This window comes from Taklimakanibacter lacteus, assembly GCA_003576695.1.
In the GTDB taxonomy this organism is placed as follows: Bacteria; Pseudomonadota; Alphaproteobacteria; order Rhizobiales; family Aestuariivirgaceae; genus Taklimakanibacter; species Taklimakanibacter lacteus.
Map to the genome: position 1 here is coordinate 173,469 of QOZQ01000003.1, position 19,274 is coordinate 192,742.

Genomic DNA, 19,274 nt, shown 5'->3' on the forward strand with positions numbered 1-19,274 from the left:
TTGACGCGAAGATAGTGGATTGATGCGAGGAACCAATATGCCTGCCAAATCGAAAGCCCAGCAAAAGGCGGCCGGCGCCGCCCTGGCAGCCAAGCGCGGCGAGCAGAAGAAGAGCAAGCTCAAGGGGGCGTCTCGCGAAATGTACGAATCCATGAGCGAGAAGCAGCTCGAGGAGTTCGCCGAGACCAGGCGCAAGGGCTTGCCGGAACATAAGCACTGACTATTCCGGCTGCGGAATCACGGGATAGGCGGCAGAGAAGATTTCAGACACGGTCGGATGACCGAAGGTCCGGTCGGGATAGCGACTGACGAGGCCTTCGAACTGCTTTTGCGCGCGCCGGGCCTCGGCGGCGAAATCCATCCCCGGCAGTTCCCGTTCTTCCATCACGAAGCGGCCATCGATGACAACGCTGCGGACATCCCGTCCCGTCGCGCTGATCATCAGGGTCTGGATCGGATCAATGACTTGGCCGATATCCGGGCCGGCGAGGTCCCAGACGACGATGTCGGCGCGGCAGCCGGGAGCCAGCCGCCCCAGATCCGATCGTCCGAGCGCATCGGCGCCGCCCAGTGTCGCCGCATCGAAATAATGCTCGGCCCGGCAGCTCGTGACATCTCTGTCGGCGAGCCGGCAGACGAGGAGGCCTATCTGCAAATTGAGGAGCATGTCGGGGGGTGACGTATCGGTGCCAAGCCCCAGCCTGAGGCCCAGCTCACGATAGCGCGTGAAGCTTTCAAGCCCGTCGCCGAAGCGCGCCGATACCAGCGGGCAATGGACGATGGCGGCACCGGCGTCGCGGATCATCTCCAGGTCGCGGCCTGGCCCCGGAATGTGGCGTGACGGACTGACGAAGATGCCATGCGGAAGCAAGGTGCGCTCCGACATGAAATCCAGGCTGGCAAGCCATTCGATGGAGGTCATGTCATGCAGGCGGCGCACGGTGTCGCGCTCGAACTCGCCTTGCGCGCAGTGCAGGCGGACCGGAACGTCGAGATCGGCGCCGGCTGCAGCTGTACGTCTGAGGAGCTGCGCCGTGCATGTCTCGATCCGGTCGGGCGCCAGCATGGTGCGGACCAGGCCCTGCGCCTTGCCTTCGAAGGACTTGCAGAAGCTGATCGCATCCGCGAGGCCCTTGAAGCCGCGCTCCTCATCAAAATGAAGCTCGATATGGTCGGGCGCCACGACGAACGGATTGCCGGTGCGATAGGCAGGGCCCAGATAGACCCTGAGGCCAAGCTCCTCGGCCGCCTGCGCGGCGCCGGTAAACTCATCATAGGTCTCACCCCAGGCGCGATAATAGAGGGAGGCGATCGGCAAAGCGGTGGTGATGCCGTTGCGGATCAGCCGGGCAAAGGCGTGCCGCTTCTGGAAGACGAGCTCGTCCAGCGAGTACATCTCATAGGGGCCTGCCTCCATATAGGATTTGGGCCAGGCACGTCCTTTCCGCCATGAGGGGTGATTGTCGAAGGAGAGGATCGTCGTGTCGAGATCGGACAGGGCATCGAGATCGATGAAGCCGGGCGCCAGCAGGGCGAGGTCATAGTCGCGCCGCCTGGCCACTTCACCGGCAAAGCCATGGCCCACGAAGATGATCTCGCCATTTTCGAAGACGACTTCGCCTTGCCGATAGAGAACATGGTGGCCATCGACATGCCCGACGACCCAGTCGGCAGTCATGAGGGTTCTTCCGGCGTCGCGCATGCTGACTACCTTGCTCTCTTTTCGATTCAGGCCGATTTCCTGCGCCCCGCGGCCGCGCTACGCTTGTCGTCCTCCCATTCGGAAACCGTCATCGTCGGCAGGTCGAAATAGTCGCGCGTGCGTGCATAGCCATGCCCGCCCATTCGGCCGATCGCATCGAGGCCATAGGGGTCGACATGAAACCGGTCATTGACGATGGTCGCACTGATATGGGCGGCCAGCACTTCGCCCAGAATGATCTGACGCGAGGCGCCGATCTCCAACGTCACATGCTGGCGGCATTCGAATGACGCAGGCGATTCAGCGATGCGTGGACAGGCAATCTTGGCGCCGGCGACTGCCGTGAGGCCGGCTTCCTGCAGCTCATCGATACCTGGGCCGAAAGGAACGGCGCAGACATTCATGGCCTCCAGAATGGCATCCGAAACAATATTGACGGTGAAGACGCCGGTGCTGCGGATATTGCGCGCGGTGTCCTTGAGCCCGAGATTGCGATGGTTCTCGACGCCAAGAGCCAGAATTGCCGGTTCGGCCGAGAGGCAGTTGAAGAAGCTGAAAGGCGCAGCATTGGCCCGGCCCTCGGTGTCGACGGTCGTCACCAGCGCGATAGGGCGCGGCACGACGGCTCCGATCAGGAGCTTGTATTTCTCGCGTTCCGACAGCGTGCTGAAGTCAAAGCTGGTTTTCCCGCTCATGGAGTGGTTGTCCTGGTTTTGGGAAGATGATGGAGGAGGGGGATCGCGGACGCAGACGGCCGCGGCGACCCGGTATTCAGCCCTCGCCGGCGGGTCGATAGGCGGAGAGGATATCCTGCAAGCTGCGCTCGCGCTTGACATCGGTGTCGAGAAGGCCGCGGGTAGCCACGGCGACGAGGTGCTCGTCCATGAGACGGACAGCTTCCGCCAGATCGCCTTTCTCCATCGCATCGATCAGCGTCAGATGCTCGTTGACGGCGCATTCCGAAGAATGGGGGCGGCCATATAGGGCGAGGATCAGCGAGCCGCGCGACACCACTTCGCTGACATAGCGGATGAGCAATTCGTTGCCGGTGAACTGCGCCAGCAGCAGATGGAATTCTCCCGAGAGCCGGATTGTTTCGGGTTCGGAGTGACGCTTCGCCTGCTCTTCGCTCGCCACATGGGCGCGCAGCCTTGTTAGATGCGACCTTTCGAGCCGCGGCATGAGCTCTTCCAGGACCATGCGCTCGAGCCCACGCCGGACTCGGAAGATGGCCCGCGCTTCCTCCAGGCTGGGAGAGGCCACAGTGGCGCGCATATTGGGCTGCTGCACCATCAGGCCTTCGGCCACGAGGCGGACAATGGCGCTGCGCACGACGGTGCGGCTGACGCCAAAGCTCGTTCCTACGGAATCTTCGGGAAGTTTCGTTCCGGGTGCCAACGCCTGCTCGATGATCGCACGCCTTAGCGAAGTGTACACATGATCGGCGAGATTGCCCGCGCGATTGGCGCGTTTTGCCTTCAGCCCCTGCTGGCTGGCGGTCTCCGAGCGATCTGTCTTTCCGCGAATCATGCCTGCCGATCACGATACTGCCTCACCCTCTCGCTGGCTATTGTCTACACTATCTGAAAATAAATGTATACAGTTTTCGTGTTATAGTGTATGCGATGCCTCCAGCCTCATAGAGGCATCAAGCGGCGCACAGAACGCCGCGACGGGCAGGGCAGGCTTGGCCGTTCAACGAGGCCAGTCACGGGCGCTGCCGATGGAAATGATCCGGAGAGGAGGATTTCAATGAACTCACTGACTAAGCTGTCATTGCCCGGCCTGGGCATCATGGCGGCGCTGATGCTGCCTTTGGCGGCTTCGGCGACCGCGGACGAGCTGCGCTGGGGCGCCTCGCGCGACATCGACTCGCTCGATCCCTATTCCTATGGCAGCACCTTCACGATCTCGACGCTGAACCATGTCTATGAAGGGCTGGTGCGTTACGACGACCAGCTGAAGATCGAGCCGGCGCTGGCGACGTCGTGGGATGACATTTCGCCCGGTGTCCGGCGCTTTCATCTGCGCCAAGGCGTGAAGTTCCATGATGGCGCGCCGTTCACCGCCGATGACGTCATCGCCTCGCTGACCCGCGTGAGCGATCCGAAGTCGCCCTTGCGCGGCAACCTGCCGGCCTATCAAGGTGCCGAAAAGATCGACGACTACACCGTCGACATCAAGGTCACCGAGAATTACCCGCTCATCCTGAACGACCTGACCAATATCCTCATCTTCGACAAGGAATGGCTCGTCGCCAATAATGCCACGGCCCCGACCGATGTCGGCGCCGGCATCGAGGGATATGCCACCACCCATGCCAATGGCACCGGCCCGTTCAAGGTCGTATCGCGCAAGCCCGACGCCGAAACGGTGTTCGAGGCCAACAAGGAGTGGTGGGACAAGCCGCGTCACAATATCGACCGCATCGTCTTCACTCCGATCTCATCGCCCGCGACCGCCGTCGCGGCGCTGCTGTCGGGCCAGATCGACTATATGGAGAGGGCGCCGCTGCAGGATATTCCGCGCCTCAAGCAGTCGCCCGGCATCCAGGTGCTGGCCGGCAACGAGCTGCGCACCGTCTTCTTCCTTTTCAACCGTGCCGACAAGCTCGTTGCGTCGGATACGGGCGACAAGAATCCGTTCAACGATGCCAAGGTGCGTGAGGCACTGTACCGCGCCATCGACATCGATCTTCTGCAGAAGAAGGTCATGCGTGGCCTGTCGCGCAACACCGGCTCCATGGTGGCGCCGGCGATCCCGGGCTATGTCCCCGAGCTCGACGAACGCATCGGCCATGATCCCGAGAAAGCCAAGGCGCTGCTCGCCGAAGCCGGCTACAAGGAGGGCTTCAGCTTCACTTTCGTCTGCGACAACAATGTCTATGTGAATGAAGAGGAGATCTGCCAGGCGGTTTCTTCCATGTGGTCGCGCATCGGGCTCAAGCCCAATCTCGACACCGCGCCGACCAGCATCCAGACGGTCAAGTTCGAGAGCGGCAAGTTCGATGTCGGCATTCTCGGCTGGGCCAATGAGCCGATGATCGACAGCTATTCGATCCTGGTGCAGGTCGCCCATTCCAAGACTGGCACATCCGGCGTGTTCAACTGGGGCGGCTGGAAGGACGCCGAGGTGGACCAGCTGATCGATTCCGCCAGCAAGGAGCTTGACCGCGAGAAGCGGTTGGCCCTCCAGTCCAAGGCGCTTATGAAGCTCAAGCAGAATGTCGACTTCCTGCCGCTTCACCAGCAGCCGATGGCCTGGGCGCTCGGCCCCAACGTGAAGAGCGTGGTGCAGCTCTCCGACAACAAGTCGCGCCACTGGCTGACCGTCCTCAATAAGTGAAATCGGATGGCCGGGTACCGCAGAGCGCGGTTCCCGGCCTCCCAAAAGGACAAGGTCCATGATCTCGATGGTGCTCAGGCGCATCGGCAATGCGGTGGCGGTGATGGTCGCCGTGGCCTTCGTCGCCTTCATGATCTTCCAGTTCCTTGGCGACCCCGTCCAGCTCATGCTGAACGAGCAGGCAAGCCAGGCCGAGCGCGATGCGCTCAGGATCCGCCTCGGCCTTGATCAGAATTTCGTGATGCAATTCATGCTCTTCATCACGCGCGCCCTGCACGGCGATTTCGGCATATCGTACCGCAATCAGCAGGATGTCATGTCGCTGATCGCCGAACGCTTCCCCGCTACCCTCGAACTTGTCCTCGTCTCCACCATCATCGCGCTCAGCATCGGCATTCCGCTCGGCGTCTATGCCGCGATCCGCAAAGGCAGCCCGATCGCCCGTTTGCTCACCATGTTCTCGATGATTGGCGTGTCCATTCCGTCCTTCGTCATCGGCATCCTCCTGATCCTCATCTTCGCGGTCCAGCTCAACTGGCTGCCGGCCTTCGGGCGCGGCGATGTTGTGCATTTCGGCAGCTGGACGACGGGGCTCCTGACGCCTTCGGGCCGCAGCGCGCTCGTCATGCCGGCATTGTCGCTCGCTCTGTTCCAGATTTCCTTCATCATGCGCCTGGTTACGGCCGAGATGCTCGAGGTGCTGCGCACCGACTACGTCAAATTTGCGCGCGCCCGCGGCCTGCCCAACCGGTTGGTGCATTTCCGCCATGCGCTCAGGAACTGCCTGATGCCGGTCGTCACCATGACCGGCATGATGATCGGCGACCTGATCGCCTTCGCGCTCGTTACCGAGACGGTGTTCCAGTGGCCGGGCATGGGGCAGCTCTTCGTGCAGGCCGTCATGTTCATCGATATGCCGGTGATGGCGGCCTATCTGATGATCGTGTCGGCGATGTTCGTGACCATCAACACGATCGTCGACCTGATCTATCTTTGGGTCGATCCAAGATTGCGGCAGGCCGGCGCGGCGCGAGGCTACCATGCACATTGATGAAGCAGGCCAGATGGGGCGCATGGCACTGTGGCGCCAGCGCCTGAGCGAAGCCTGGGACAGCGATCTGGCCTATAGCTTCCGCGGTTCGCCGACGGCCCTGATCTCGGCCCTGATCCTCCTCATCGTGGCCCTCACGGCCCTGCTTGCGCCCGTGATCGCGGTGCAAAATCCCTATGACCTGACCCAGCTCTTTCTCGACAAGGCGGAGCTGCCGCCGATCTGGAGCGACGGCGGGGAGTCGCCCTATCTGCTCGGCACCGATGTGCAGGGCAGGGACGTGCTGTCGGCAATCCTCTATGGCTCGCGCATCTCTCTGCTGATCGGCTTTGCCAGCGTGCTTGCCTCCATGGCGATCGGCATTGCGGTCGGCCTTATCTGCGGCTTCGCCGGGGGTCATGTCGACAATCTCCTGATGCGGGTCGGCGATTTCGTGCTGTCGATCCCGACCTTGCTGGTGGCGATCCTGGTCAGCGCCCTGTTCCGCGAGCTGCTGCCGGTCAATCTGCGCGATGCCTGCGCCCCCCTCATCCTGATGGCTTCGATCGCCATCACGTCCTGGGTGCAATATGCGCGCATCGTCAGGGCCTCCGCCATGGTCGAGGCGCGCAAGGAATATGTGCTGGCCGCGAAGATTCTCGAGGTCAGGACTTCGCGCATCCTCCTGACCCACATATTGCCGAATGTGATGACGCCGGTCCTGGTGACGGCGACCCTCAATCTTGGTCTCGCCATCCTGGCCGAGGCGACATTGTCCTTCCTCGGCGTCGGCATGCCGGTAACCCAGCCCTCGCTGGGGACACTGATCCGGATCGGCAACCAGTATTTCTTCTCGGGCAGCTGGTGGGTGGTTCTGTTCCCGGCCTTCCAGCTCGGCCTAATCATCCTGGTCGTCAATCTGCTCGGCGACTGGCTGCGCGACGCGCTCAACCCCAAGCTTCAATGATCTGGCGAAAGGAGTTTCCGTGACCGACAAGACCGTCATCATCAAGAATGTCCGTCCATGGGCGGAAGTCCAGACCGACATCACCATCAGCGGCGGCCGCATCGCTGCGATCGGTCCTGCCGGTGCCGCGGGCGGCGCCGAGGTGGTCGATGGCGCCGGCGCCATCCTGCTGCCGGGCCTGATCGAGGCGCACACCCATCTCGACAAGACGCTCTTCGGCATGAAGTGGAACGTCAATGACGTCGGCTATGCGCTCATCGACAAGATCACCAATGAGCGCGAGATGAAGACCAGGCTCGGTCTCGACCCGGCCCGCCAGTCGGCCCGCCAGGTGGCCATTTCGGTGGCACGCGGCACGACCCATATACGCAGCCATGTCGATATCGATACCGTGCACGGACTCAAAGGTGTCGAGGGCGTGATGGCGACGCGTGAGAAATACAAGGACTTCATCGACATCGAGATCGTCGCGTTTCCGCAGTCGGGCCTGATGATAAGGCCGGGCACGATAGAGCTGATGGACGAAGCGCTGGCGATGGGTGCCGAGGTTGTCGGGGGCCTGGACCCGTCATCGATGGACAAGGATCCCAAGGGGCATCTCGACACGATCTTCGACCTGGCCGTCAAGCATGGCAAACCGCTCGACATCCACTTGCATGAGCCGGGCGAACTCGGCCTCTTCACCATGGGTATGATCGTCGAGCGCACCAAAGCGCAGGGCCTCGCCGGCAAGGTCACCATCAGCCACGCCTTCTGCCTCGGCCATAACGACTATCTGGTGGTGGGCCGCATGCTGGAGGATCTTGCCAGAAGCGAGATCGCCGTCATGACGACCGGTCCATCGGGCTGGGCATGCCCGCCACTGATCCGCACACTCGATGCCGGGATTACCGTCTGCTCGGGTTCGGATGGCATCCGCGACTGCTGGCATCCCTGGGGCACCGGTGACATGCTGGAGCGCGTGATGTATCTGGGCGAGCGAAACTATCTGAGCCGCGACCGCGATATAAGGCGAATCTTCGATGTCGTGACCCATGGTGGAGCCAAGGTGATGGGCCTCAGGGATTATGGCCTGGCCGCCGGCAGGATTGCCGATCTCATGCTGGTCGATGGCGAGGCTTTGGCCGAGGCGGTGGCCTCCTGCCGGCCGCGCCGTCTTGTGATGAAGCGCGGCCGGGTGGTCTCCCGCGATGGCGCGGCTCCCTTCGAAGTGGCCTGAACGGTGAGCGCCGCCCCCATACATATCTCACCGCATGCATCGGTGGCCGCCGAGGCAGTTCTCGACATTCGCAATCTCGTCGTCGAGTTTCCGACGCGGCGCGGCGTGCTGACGGCGATCAGGGGCATCGATCTCACTATCGGGCGGGGTGAGATTTTGGGTGTCGTCGGCGAATCGGGGGCGGGTAAATCGCTCACCGGAGCGGCCGTCATCGGCCTGCTCGAATCCGGAGGGCGCATCGCTGAAGGCGAAATCCATGTCTGCGGCCGGCGCATCGACCAGCTCCCCTTGCGCGAGATGCAGAAACTGCGCGGTCGTACCATAGGCGCCATCTTCCAGGATCCGCTCACCTCGCTCAATCCGTTGCTGACGGTGGGCGATCAGCTCATCGAGACCATGCGGGTGCATATGCCGCTATCGCGCGCCGGTGCGATGGCGCGTGCGGTCAGGCTGCTTCAGGAGGTCGGCATTCCGTCACCCGAGCTCCGGATCGCCCAGTATCCGCATCAGTTCTCGGGTGGTATGCGCCAGCGGGTGGTCATCGCGCTGGCCCTGTGCGCCGAGCCCGAACTTGTCATCGCCGACGAGCCGACAACCGCGCTCGATGTCTCGATCCAGGCGCAGATCACCGCCTTGCTGAAGCGCGTCTGCCGCGATCGTGGCACGGCGATGATGCTGATCACCCACGATATGGGCGTCATTGCCGAGACCGCCGATCGGGTCGCCGTCATGTATGCTGGTCGCATTGTCGAGATCGGGCCGGTCGCCTCCATCATACGCGCGCCACGCCATCCTTATACGAAGGGCCTTATCGGTTCGATCCCCAGTCTGACACAGCGCAGCGAACGCCTGGTGCAGATCGACGGCTCCATGCCGCGCCTCAATGCCATGCCGGAAGGCTGCGCCTTCCATCCGCGCTGCCGCTTTGCCATGGCACAATGTCGCCGCGAAAGGCCGCCTCTGATGCCTGCCGGCACGAGCGAAGCCGCCTGCTGGCACCTGAACGGTGAGGTGAGCCATGTCGCTTGACGAACAACCCGCTCTCGCCGCCTCCGACATCGCCTGCTGGTTTCCCCTTCCACAGTCCTGGCTCGACCGCGCCGTATTCGGCAAGCCGTCGCGGATGGTGAAGGCCGTGGACGGCATATCCTTCGCGATCCCGCGCGGCACGACCTTTGCGATCGTAGGGGAGTCGGGCTGCGGCAAATCGACGGTCGCGCGCATGGTGGTCGGCCTTCAGGACCCGACGCGCGGCACGTTCGATTTTGCCGCCGGGCGCGGCCGCAAGGGCCGTCTGCGCACGCAGATGATTTTCCAGGATCCCTTTGCCAGCCTCAATCCGCGCTGGCGGGTGGGCGACATCATCGCCGAGCCGATCCGCGAGCTGGGGCTATGTGAAGATACCAGGGAAACCGTGCGCCGCATGCACGGGCTGCTTGACACGGTCGGGCTCGGCAGCCGTGATGCCGGGCGCTATCCGCATGAGTTTTCGGGTGGCCAGCGCCAGCGCATCTCCATCGCGCGCGCTCTCGCCGCCGAGCCGGAGTTCCTCGTCTGCGATGAGCCGACTTCAGCGCTCGACGTGTCGGTGCAGGCGCAGATCCTCAATCTGCTCGCCGACCTGCAGAGCGATCTCGGCCTGACCTATCTCTTCATCAGCCACAATCTGTCGGCGGTGCGCCATGTGTCGGATCGGGTGGCGGTGATGTATCTCGGCCGCATCGTCGAAGAGGCGCCGGCCGACGAGATATTTGATCGCCCCAGACATCCCTATACGAAGTTCCTGCTGGGCTCGGTCCCCAATCTGCTCCATCCCGACCGCGAGCGGATTCCCGTGGCGGTCGACCTGCCCAGTCCCATCAGCCCGCCACCCGGTTGTACCTATCATCCCCGCTGCCCGCTGGCGTCCGATCTGTGCCGGGCAGGGGCGCCTGAAGCCTCCCGCCTCGGCGCCACGACGATCCGGTGCCATCACGCCCGCGAAATCCACCTTTCCTGACCGGCAAGAGCGCTCTCCAGCATGCGCATACGTCTCATCAATCCGAATACGACCGAAAGCATGACGGCGACGATCGCCGCCGCGGCGCGCCTCGTCGCGGCGCCGACGACCGAGATCGCCGCTTCGACATCGAGGTCGGGCGCCGCCTCGATCGAAGGACATTATGACGAGGCGATGAGCGTCATCGGCCTGATCGAGGCGATCAAGGCGGATCCCGGCGCCGATGCCTATGTGATCGCCTGTTTCGGCGATCCGGGTCTCCTGGCGGCGCGCGAATTCACGTCAGCCCCGGTACTCGGCATCGCCGAGGCGGCCATGCATGCCGCGAGCTTCGTCGCCACCGGCTTTTCGATCGTTACGACGCTGGAGCGCACTCGCATCATCGCCGAGCATCTGGTGCGCAGCTATGGGATGACACAGCATTGCCGCCGCGTGCGCGCCGTCGGTATTCCGGTGCTTGATCTTGAAGATCCAAATTCGGCGGCGAGCGCGCGCATCCTGGCCGAATGCGAGGCCGCCATCGCCGAAGACAATTCGGGGGCGATCGTGCTCGGCTGTGCCGGCATGGCCGATCTCACCAAGCATATCGAGGATCGCTTGCAGATACCTGTCATTGACGGTGTTGCCGCAGCGGTAAAGTTTGCCGAGGCCCTGGTGGGCCTGGGGCTGAAGACGAGCAAGCATGGTGATCTCGCTTTCCCGCTGCCCAAGATCTATCGGGGCATCACAGCGGCCTATGCGCCCAGGCAGTGACGGGCGGCTTCACTTCAGCGCGTCGCGGATCCGGTAGAACAGCATTGCGGCGACGAGCAGCGGCGTGCGGATCGGGCCGCCCGGGAAGGGCAGGTGCCTGACGCGCGTCAGGAGATCGAAGCGTTCCGACTGGCCCTTCACGCATTCCGCCATCAGCTTGCCATACATGCCGGCAAGCGCAACGCCTTGCCCCGAATAGCCGTGCGCATAATAGATATTGGTGCCGAGACGTCCGCAATCGGGGATTCGGTTCGAGGTGATGGCGATGTAACCACCCCAGGCATGGTCGATCTTCACGTCCTTGAGATCTGGAAATACCGACAGCATTCGCGGGCGCATATACGCACCGAGATTGGGCGGCTCCAATGTCGAATAGCTGGCGCGGCCGCCGAAGAGCAGGCGCGTGTCCTGCGTCACCCGGAAATAGTCGACGATGAAGTTGGTGTTGGCCACCGCGTCATTGTTGCGGATGAGCGATCTGGCGCGGTTCTCGCCGAGCGGTTCGGTTGCGATGATGTAGCTGGTGACCGGCATGATGCGGCCATAGAGTTCGGGCATCAGGCGGCCGATATAGGCATTGCAGCCGATGATCAGGAATTTGGCGCGGACACTGCCCTGGGCGGTGCGTGCGGTGACCATTGGCCCCTGATCGACATCGAGCACGGCCGAGTTCTCGAAGATCCGCACACCCGCCGCAATGGCTGCCCTGGCAAGGCCCAGGCAGTAGTTGAGCGGATGGAAATGACCCGCGCCGCCTTCACGCAATGCGCCGTGATAGATCCTGGTGCCGAGCCGCTCCTCGAGCTGGGACTTGCTCAGGACCTGCGTGTCGGTGTAGCCGAGTGCATCCCACTCGTCCTTCCATTCCCTGAGGTCGTCGAATTGCGACGGCTTGGGTATCGCATGCAGATATCCCCACTGAAGATCGCAATCGATCTTGTACTTGTCGATGCGGTCGGTGATGAGCTTCTTGGCTTCCTCGGCGATGGCGAAGCATTTGACGGCATCTTCCTTGCCGAGTTGCGCCTCGATGCGCTGCTGGCCGGGTGAGAAGCCGGTGCAGATCTGTCCGCCATTGCGCCCTGATGCCCCGTAGCCGACCTCGCGGGCTTCGAGGACGACGACCTTGTAACCCGCTTCCGCCAGCTCCAAAGCGGCGGAAAGCCCGGTGAACCCGGCGCCGATGACACAGACATCGGCGGTCAGGTCGCCCTTGAGGCTGGGTTGCGGGGGAAAGGGGTGGGCGGAGGCCTGGTAATAAGATTTCGCGTCTATTGAAGCCGGCATGATCATTGACCAATGCCAAGCCTGCTCTGCCCCGTCAAGCAGAGCAAAAGCCGCAAAAGTTGAAGATTTGCTCCAGCCTATTGATTTTACGTGATTATTTTTCGGCGAAGTGATTCCACTTCGCCGGGAACCACGCTAGAGTGGGGTGTCGCAACACTTTTACAGGGTATCATGTCGCAAACGAAATTTGAGGAATGGATTGCCGAGCGCCGGATCAGTGAAGTCGAATGTTTGGTCGCCGACATGTCGGGGACGGCCCGGGGCAAGATCCTGCCTCCGTCGAAGTTTTTGAAGGGCAACAAATCGCGCGGCCTGCGCGTGCCCGAAGAGGTTTTCACCCTTACCATCAATGGCCGCTATGTGTGGGAGACCGCCGCCGTCAGCGATGCGGCGATCGACATTTATCTGCAGCCGGATTTCGACACGATGAGGCTGGTGCCCTGGTACAAGGAGCCGACCGCGCAGGTCATCTGCGATGCCTTCCATCTCAATGACGACCCTGTCGATATATCGCCGCGCCACGTCCTGCGCCGCGTGCTCGACCTCTATAAGGAGAAGGGCTGGCGCCCGGTCATAGCACCCGAGCTCGAATTCTACCTGGTCAAGCGCAACACCGACCCCGATTATCCGCTGGAAGCGGCGGTTGGCCGTTCCGGCCGCAAGGAGGCCGGCGGCCAGGCCTATGGCATCGATGCCGCCAACGATTTCGATCCGATCGTCGAGGACATCTATGATTTCTGCGAGGCGCAGGAGCTCGATGTCGACACGCTAAGCCATGAAAGCGGCCCGGCGCAGCTCGAGATCAATTTCAACCATGGCGATCCGCTCGAGCTTGCCGACCAGGTGTTCCTGTTCAAGCGCACCGTGCGCCAGGCGGCGCTCAAGCACGACATGTATGCGACCTTCATGGCCAAGCCGCATGAGAACGAGCCCGGCTCGTCGATGCACATCCATCAGTCGGTAATGGACATCAAGACCGGCAAGAATGTCTTTGCCGGCCGCGACGGCAAGCCCTCGAAACTGTTCCTTTCCCATATTGCCGGGTTGCAGCGCTATCTGGCGGCCGCCCTTCCGCTCGCCGCACCCAATGTGAACTCCTATCGCCGCCTGGTGCCGGAATCGGATGCGCCCACCAATGTCCACTGGGCCATCGACAACCGCACCGTGTCGCTGCGCGTGCCGTCCTCCGATCCCTCGAACTTGCGGGTGGAGAACCGCGTGCCGGGCGCCGACGCCAATCCTTATCTTGCCTTTGCGGCATCGCTGGCCTGCGGCTATCTCGGCATGGTGGAGCGGTTGAAGCCGTCCGATCCGGTGGAGGGCTCGGCCTATCGCTATGCCCATACCCTGCCGATCAGCCTGGATGAGGCGCTCGACAAGCTGAACTACACCAAGTCGTTCAAGCAGGTGCTGGGCGAGAAATTCGTCGAGGCCTTCCAGGACGTCAAGCATGAGGAGATGCAGCATTATCGCCGCGTCATCAGCTCCTGGGAGCGGGAATATCTGCTCTTGAATGTGTGATTGCCTGAATCAGCCGGATTGCCGATGATGGAACGGTGCGGATAGGGATAGTCGGAGGCCGGGTGATGAGCTTGTTGCGCCGTCGCATCGACATTGCGGTCATGCTGTCAGTGGCTTTCCTGCTGCTGGTCACCGCATCGCCATCCATCGCCGGCAAGGGCGACCGCGCCAGCGGGCCGTCTTATGGCGACATGACATCCTCGATCGCGGTGCTGCTCGCGACACCTGAGCGCCTCGAGCTGCCGCTCGAGCGCATCAGGGCGGCACTCAAGGCGCATTATGTCGACAATGCCGGCACGGTCTATTGGGTCGGCACCGGCCGGATGACGCCTTTCATCCAGCGTCTCCTCGATGCCGAGGATGACGGGCTCAATCCCGCGGACTATCCGGTCGATACGCTGATCGACCTGCGCGACACGCTCGCCCCCGATGATCCGATGAGCGCTGCCCGTACCGAGCTCTATTTTTCGTCGTTCTTCGTCGCCTATGCGTCCGATCTGAAGACCGGCCGTGTTATTCCGCAGAAGGTCGACCCGCGGCTGTTCCGCAACCGCAAGACGGTGGATGTGCTGCGCATCCTGACCGACCTGAACAAATACCGCGAGCCGACGAGATATCTCAACGAGTTCGAGCCCAGGAACCCGCAATACCAGGCGCTCAAGAAGCTCCTGGTGCATTATCGCGACCTTGCGGCGCAAGGCGGCTGGGGCACGGTGGAGCCCGGCGCCAATCTTAAGCCCGGCATGACCGATCCGCGCGTGGCGGAGGTGCGCAGGCTGGTCGGCGCGACCGGCGACTATGAGTGGCAGACGCCTGGCGATCCCGATTTCTATGACGAGCAGCTCGCCATCGGAGTGAGGCGCTTCCAGGCCCGCCACGGGCTCGAGGCCAAGGGACTCGTCGGCAAGCAGACCATCATTGCCATGAATGTGCCGGTCGAGGAGCGAGTGCGCCAGATCATGCTCAATATGGAGCGCTGGCGCTGGATGCCGGAAAACCTCGGCGACTATCATTTCCTCGTCAACATCGCCGCGTTCGAACTGCAGCGCATCCAGGCCAATACCATCATCGACCGCATGGACACGGTGGTGGGGGCGCCGGCGACACAGACACCCGAATTCTCCGACGAGCTCGAATATGTCGAGTTCAATCCGACCTGGACCGTACCCTATAGCATCGCCACCAAGGAGATGCTGCCGCGGCTGCGCGGCAATCCTTACGCCTATGCCGGCGACTTCGAGGTCTTCAGCGGCGGCAAGCTCGCCTCATGGGGCAGCATCGACTGGTTCGCCTATGGGCCGGGCAATTTTCCCTTCACCTTCCGCCAGAAGCCGGGGCCGAAGAATGCGCTGGGCAAGGTCAAGTTCATGATGCCCAACAAGCACAATATCTATCTCCATGACACGCCGTCGAAGGACAAGTTCCTGCAGACCGCGAGGGCCTTCAGCCATGGCTGCATCCGCCTGTCGCGACCGGTCGATCTGGCTTACGCGCTGGCGCCCGATCTCGGCGGCTGGTCGAAGGAGCGCATGAATGCCACCTGGGCGAACGGCAAGACCACGCGCGCGTCCTTCACCGATCACATCCCGGTCCATCTCATCTATGGCACCGCCTTCAAGGGCGATGCCGGCATGATCGAGTTCCGCCCCGATGTTTATGGCCGCGACCGCAAGCTCTATAACGCGTTGTTCGGCCGCCCGACGTCGTAAACTGCCGTTTCCTTCGCCGTCATGGCGGCCCTGAGGCGGCTGTCAGCGCGGCTGCCTATTGTTTCAGCCAGGTCTCGAGACCAGTGATCGCGCTATTGGCATCCTCGATGCCGGCGGTGCGCGCTTCGAGGTAGTATTTGAGCGCCATTGTCGGGTCAGGCTTGAGGCCCTGCACATTCTTGTCGCGGAACACGACCGGATCATAGGTCTGGCCGAGACGCAAAGAGGCTTCCCGGTTGCCGAGATCACGGGCCTTGCTGAAGAAGGCCCTGGCCGCGCTGATATCGCCGAGGTCCAGGAGCTTGGTGCCGTTGCGCATCAGAGAATCGCTGTCGGAGGTCGCGGTCTCGCTGTCTTTCTCCAGCGGGGCAGGGATCGGCTGCGCCGCAGCGGTCTCGTGCTGGGTGACAGGTGGCAAGTTGAAATTTCGCTTCACATCGGTGGGCGGCGCCGAAGCCGGCTCGACCTGTGGCGGCGCCACCGTGGTATCGGTGCCGGTATTGCCCAGCGCCACTTTGATCTCTTCGGTCGGCGCGGCGAGATCGCCGGTGCGCGGCTCGATCGCATCGACCGCGATCAGGAGCGGTGAGGGCGGTGGGCTCGGCACCATCAGCTTCAGATCCATCTCCTCGCCAGGCTTCAGGATCCAGGCATTGTCGGCGCCCTTGGTGCCGGCGGTCAGATAGGCATCGGCCGGCAGGCCGGTGAGCCGCAAATTGATGTCCTGGTTCGGCAAGGCCGGCTCGGCGCTGATCTTGAGCGGGATGAGGGTGTTCAAGGTGCCGGTCGCGTCCGTGACGTCCAGTCTTGCCGTGCTGATCGGCTTCTTGATGGCAGCGGCGGCTTCTTGCTCGTCCTGCGTGTTGCTGCCCATCGGCCGTGTATCGGCCGTTCTGGCGTCCGGCGTATTGAGGCCGGTCAGGAAGTTGCCGAGGGAATCGAAGGCGGCCGTGCTCAGCGCGCCATCATTGGCGCGGTCATAGACGACTGCGCCACCCAGCGCGCCGACGGCGACCGAGGCGACGCCGGCCAGCACCGCGTCACGCAGTCTCAAGCCATATTGCGTCCTGCGGCGCAGACGCCGCCTTGGTGGCGCATCATCCGCCCAGCCGGGTTCGTTCTCATTGCCGGCGATGGTGTCGCCAGGGGAGAACCGCCGGGCCCTGACGGGCGCCAGCATTTCATCGTCATCATTGCGCGGCTCGCGCATCTTGGCATAGCGCATATAGGCTTCGAGCTGGCTCGGCCCGCGTTTCGGCTCATCGCCCGGCGCTTCCGGCTTTTCCGCCGCCGTCGCCTTGTTTTCGCCCGCAGGCTCGGTGGGCTTGTCCTCGGCGGATGCGCTCTTGATCTCGCGCCCCAGGAACCAGACCGGCTGCTCGGCTTCAGGTTTACTCCCCTCGGCTTCCACCTCGGCGGTCTTGCGCCGCTCGCTCGACTTCATCACTAACTCCCTCACATCCCCGGCACTACCGCAATGCGCTTGGCGCTATTGCAACGCGCTCGACTTCAGTCTCACAAAGCCTTCGAGACCGGTGCTCTTCGTCCTTTCGACATAGGACTGGAACGCGGCCTTCATAGCCGCTTCTTCCTTGCTTTCGCTGTCGGCCTGGGCGCGCTTGTGGTTGTCCAGCCACTCGTCGGCGGTGACATAGCGGGTCCATCCCGGCAGGTCGGCGGAAAGATTAACATCATTCCATGCCGCATGCCACTTTCCGGTCTGCAGATCGCCGATGCCCGAATAAAGCACATCGGCGAATTTTCGCAGCTTGTAGTAGCGGTCGGTGCCCTTCTTCCAGTTATACACAGCGACCGCATAGCTGACGCTCAGCGTCTCGGTCATGCCGCTCTCCTGCGCGAGGCCGTCATAGGTCTTGGCCGTCAGGATCGCCGGTGTGTAGATCTCGTTGAGCTCATCATTGCCGGTGACATTGAGGAGCTTGTACTTGCCCGTGCGCGCGAGCTCTTCAGCGATGGCCGAGGGTTGCGGTGCCAGGATGACGATCGCATCGGCCTTGCCGCTCTTGAGCAGCGCGGCCGCATCGCCTTCGCGCCCGTCGACCGGTTTGACGGCGATGCCGAGCGAGTCGAACAGCATGGTCGAGGTGACGAAGCGCGGCTCGCTCGCGGCACCTATATTGACGTTCTTGCCGGCGAGATCGGCGAGGCTCGCAATGTCCTTGCGCGCGATGACATGGACCTGCGCCGAGCCGAGGCGCGCGACATAGGTGATTTTCTTGTCGATGTCCTCGACCAGGCCCTGCTTGCGCATATAGGCGATGGTATCGGAGGGCACGATGCTGGCGTCGATGCCCTTGAGGAACAGGAGATCGCGGACGGCTTCGACGGAGCCATGTCCCATCACGGGCAGGATGCGCAGGTCGCGCTCGGCTTCCATCAGGACCGCGAGGTCAGTCGCATAGCGTGTGGCCTGGCCGCTGCCGCCATCGGTGATCAGCGTAATGGCGCCCGCATTCATGCGGGCGATATCCTTGGTGTCTTCCCCCTGAACCGACCCGGCGCCTGTGAGCAAGGTCGCTGCGAGTACGCATACCATTCTCAAGGCTCTACTCATGCCTTGTCTCCCAGCTTGTATGCCGTCCCCTGTGTCGGACAGAACTGCACCCCGGCCTGTCCGAACTTATCTAATCAAGCCCGAGATTGTGGCGGGCGTCCGGCATTATTAAGGATTCTTAACGCGCTTGGTTAGGTAAGTAGTCCTGTCGTATGTCGGGCTATGATTAGTTCCTCATTGGCTAGCACGATATGCACGGAAAAGCCATTTATCCAAGCGAGATGGTGAATGATGCGGCCACGGACGAATTCGGCGTTCTCGCCGATCCCGCCGGTGAACACCATGGCATCGATCCCGCCCATGGCGGCGATCAGGGAAGCGGCTTGCCGGGCGGCCCAGTAGCAATAGGCCTCGACGGCGTCCTGGGCCTGGCGCTCCGGACTTTCGAGCAGGCGCCGCATGTCGCTGGTGAGGCCGCTCAAGCCCAGGAGACCGCTCTTGCGATAGAGAATTTCCTCCATTTGCTCGAGACTTAGCCGGTCGTCCTTCATGATCGAAAGCACCACGCCCGGATCGATGGCGCCAGGCCTTGTGCCCATCACCAGCCCGTCGAGGGTCGAATAGCCCATGGTGGTGGCGACGCATTTTCCCTCCCGCACCGCAGCAAGGCTGGCGCCGTTGCCGAGATGGGCAATGAGAAGCCGGGCGGGCAGGGGCTTGCCTGTGGCCGCGGGCAGCGCGTGGACAACATGTTCATAACTTAGCCCATGGAAGCCGTAGCGCCGGTAGCCGCGCTCGAAATAGGCGCGGGGCAGGGCAAAGCGGGCGGCGATCTCGGGCTGGCTCGCATGGAATGCGGTATCGAAACAGGCGACTTGCGGCACATGCGGGGCGGCTTCCCGCATCGCCCGGAGCGCATCGAGCCCATAGGGCTGATGCAAGGGGGCCAGCGCCCGCAAGGCGTTGAGCCGGGCCTCGATATCGTCATCGACGACCACCGGGCGGGAGAATTCGGTGCCGCCATGCACGATGCGGTGACCGACGCCCCTCAGTTGCGCCACCGCGATGTTTTCCCTGGCGAGGCGCGCGAAGACGGCGTTGAGCGCTTCGGCTCCTGCGCCTGCGACCTGGTCCTTGAAGCGCAAGACGGGATCATTGCGCGTCTCGAACACCGCGAATTTGAGCGTCGATGATCCGGCATTGAGGACGAGGATGGTCAATGGCTGT

General features: G+C 62.7%; 17 protein-coding genes. 10 read left to right on the forward strand and 7 right to left on the reverse strand.

Annotated features, from left to right (window positions below; genetic code table 11):
* The first annotated feature begins 37 nt into the window (after positions 1–37).
* Entirely contained in the window at positions 38–220 is a 183-nt protein-coding gene (locus tag DT068_RS06460) for a DUF3008 family protein (protein WP_119389291.1), read from the forward strand.
* On the opposite strand, the gene DT068_RS06465 is transcribed toward DT068_RS06460, so the two are convergent.
* From DT068_RS06465 to DT068_RS06475, 3 genes are all read right to left on the reverse strand, one after another.
* Entirely contained in the window at positions 221–1,678 is a 1,458-nt protein-coding gene (locus DT068_RS06465) for an amidohydrolase family protein (RefSeq protein WP_368904481.1), read from the reverse strand.
* A 50-nt stretch (positions 1,679–1,728) separates the two neighbouring features.
* Complete coding sequence (locus DT068_RS06470) at positions 1,729–2,397, reverse strand: flavin reductase family protein (RefSeq protein WP_119388986.1); 669 nt, start codon at positions 2,395–2,397, stop codon at positions 1,729–1,731.
* Between the two features lie 76 nt (positions 2,398–2,473).
* Complete coding sequence (locus DT068_RS06475) at positions 2,474–3,232, reverse strand: GntR family transcriptional regulator (protein ID WP_119388987.1); 759 nt, start codon at positions 3,230–3,232, stop codon at positions 2,474–2,476.
* A 222-nt stretch (positions 3,233–3,454) separates the two neighbouring features.
* Between DT068_RS06475 and DT068_RS06480 the strand changes: the two genes are divergently transcribed.
* From DT068_RS06480 to DT068_RS06510, 7 genes are read left to right on the forward strand one after another with little or no spacing between them, the layout of a single operon-like run.
* The gene (locus tag DT068_RS06480) at positions 3,455–5,047 is read left to right on the forward strand and encodes an ABC transporter substrate-binding protein (protein ID WP_119388988.1); all 1,593 of its coding nucleotides are present in this window, start codon (positions 3,455–3,457) and stop codon (positions 5,045–5,047) included.
* Positions 5,048–5,105: 58 nt separating this feature from the next.
* On the forward strand, positions 5,106–6,098 hold the full coding sequence (locus DT068_RS06485) for an ABC transporter permease (protein WP_119388989.1): 993 nt from the start codon (positions 5,106–5,108) through the stop codon (positions 6,096–6,098).
* Between the two features lie 13 nt (positions 6,099–6,111).
* Positions 6,112–7,044: an ABC transporter permease gene (locus tag DT068_RS06490; protein ID WP_119388990.1), complete on the forward strand. Its 933-nt coding sequence runs from the start codon at positions 6,112–6,114 to the stop codon at positions 7,042–7,044.
* Between the two features lie 19 nt (positions 7,045–7,063).
* On the forward strand, positions 7,064–8,263 hold the full coding sequence (locus tag DT068_RS06495) for an amidohydrolase family protein (RefSeq protein ID WP_119388991.1): 1,200 nt from the start codon (positions 7,064–7,066) through the stop codon (positions 8,261–8,263).
* Between the two features lie 42 nt (positions 8,264–8,305).
* Positions 8,306–9,292, forward strand: coding sequence for an ABC transporter ATP-binding protein (locus DT068_RS06500; RefSeq protein ID WP_119388992.1), 987 nt, complete (start codon positions 8,306–8,308; stop codon positions 9,290–9,292).
* Positions 9,282–10,262, forward strand: a complete 981-nt coding sequence (locus tag DT068_RS06505) for an ABC transporter ATP-binding protein (RefSeq protein WP_119388993.1) — start codon at positions 9,282–9,284, stop codon at positions 10,260–10,262. Before DT068_RS06500 ends, DT068_RS06505 begins: the two co-directional genes overlap by 11 nt.
* Before the next feature lie 21 nt (positions 10,263–10,283).
* Positions 10,284–11,015 (forward strand): aspartate/glutamate racemase family protein, encoded by a 732-nt coding sequence (locus DT068_RS06510; RefSeq protein ID WP_119388994.1) that lies wholly within the window; start codon positions 10,284–10,286, stop codon positions 11,013–11,015.
* Positions 11,016–11,024: 9 nt separating this feature from the next.
* On the opposite strand, the gene DT068_RS06515 is transcribed toward DT068_RS06510, so the two are convergent.
* Positions 11,025–12,302 (reverse strand): NAD(P)/FAD-dependent oxidoreductase, encoded by a 1,278-nt coding sequence (locus tag DT068_RS06515; protein ID WP_119389292.1) that lies wholly within the window; start codon positions 12,300–12,302, stop codon positions 11,025–11,027.
* 171 nt (positions 12,303–12,473) lie between these two features.
* Between DT068_RS06515 and DT068_RS06520 the strand changes: the two genes are divergently transcribed.
* Complete coding sequence (locus tag DT068_RS06520) at positions 12,474–13,823, forward strand: glutamine synthetase family protein (RefSeq protein WP_119388995.1); 1,350 nt, start codon at positions 12,474–12,476, stop codon at positions 13,821–13,823.
* 65 nt (positions 13,824–13,888) lie between these two features.
* Positions 13,889–15,532: a L,D-transpeptidase family protein gene (locus DT068_RS06525; protein ID WP_119388996.1), complete on the forward strand. Its 1,644-nt coding sequence runs from the start codon at positions 13,889–13,891 to the stop codon at positions 15,530–15,532.
* A 55-nt stretch (positions 15,533–15,587) separates the two neighbouring features.
* Here DT068_RS06525 and DT068_RS06530 read toward each other — a convergent pair whose 3' ends face one another.
* The 3 genes from DT068_RS06530 to DT068_RS06540 form a co-directional block, all read right to left on the reverse strand.
* Positions 15,588–16,976 (reverse strand): SEL1-like repeat protein, encoded by a 1,389-nt coding sequence (locus DT068_RS06530; RefSeq protein WP_119388997.1) that lies wholly within the window; start codon positions 16,974–16,976, stop codon positions 15,588–15,590.
* A gap of 45 nt (positions 16,977–17,021) precedes the next feature.
* The gene (locus DT068_RS06535) at positions 17,022–18,107 is read right to left on the reverse strand and encodes a TAXI family TRAP transporter solute-binding subunit (protein ID WP_119388998.1); all 1,086 of its coding nucleotides are present in this window, start codon (positions 18,105–18,107) and stop codon (positions 17,022–17,024) included.
* Between the two features lie 131 nt (positions 18,108–18,238).
* Positions 18,239–19,267 carry an acetate/propionate family kinase gene (locus DT068_RS06540; RefSeq protein WP_368904482.1) on the reverse strand — a complete coding sequence of 343 codons (1,029 nt, stop codon included), beginning with the start codon at positions 19,265–19,267 and terminating at the stop codon, positions 18,239–18,241.
* Between the last annotated feature and the right edge of the window lie 7 nt (positions 19,268–19,274).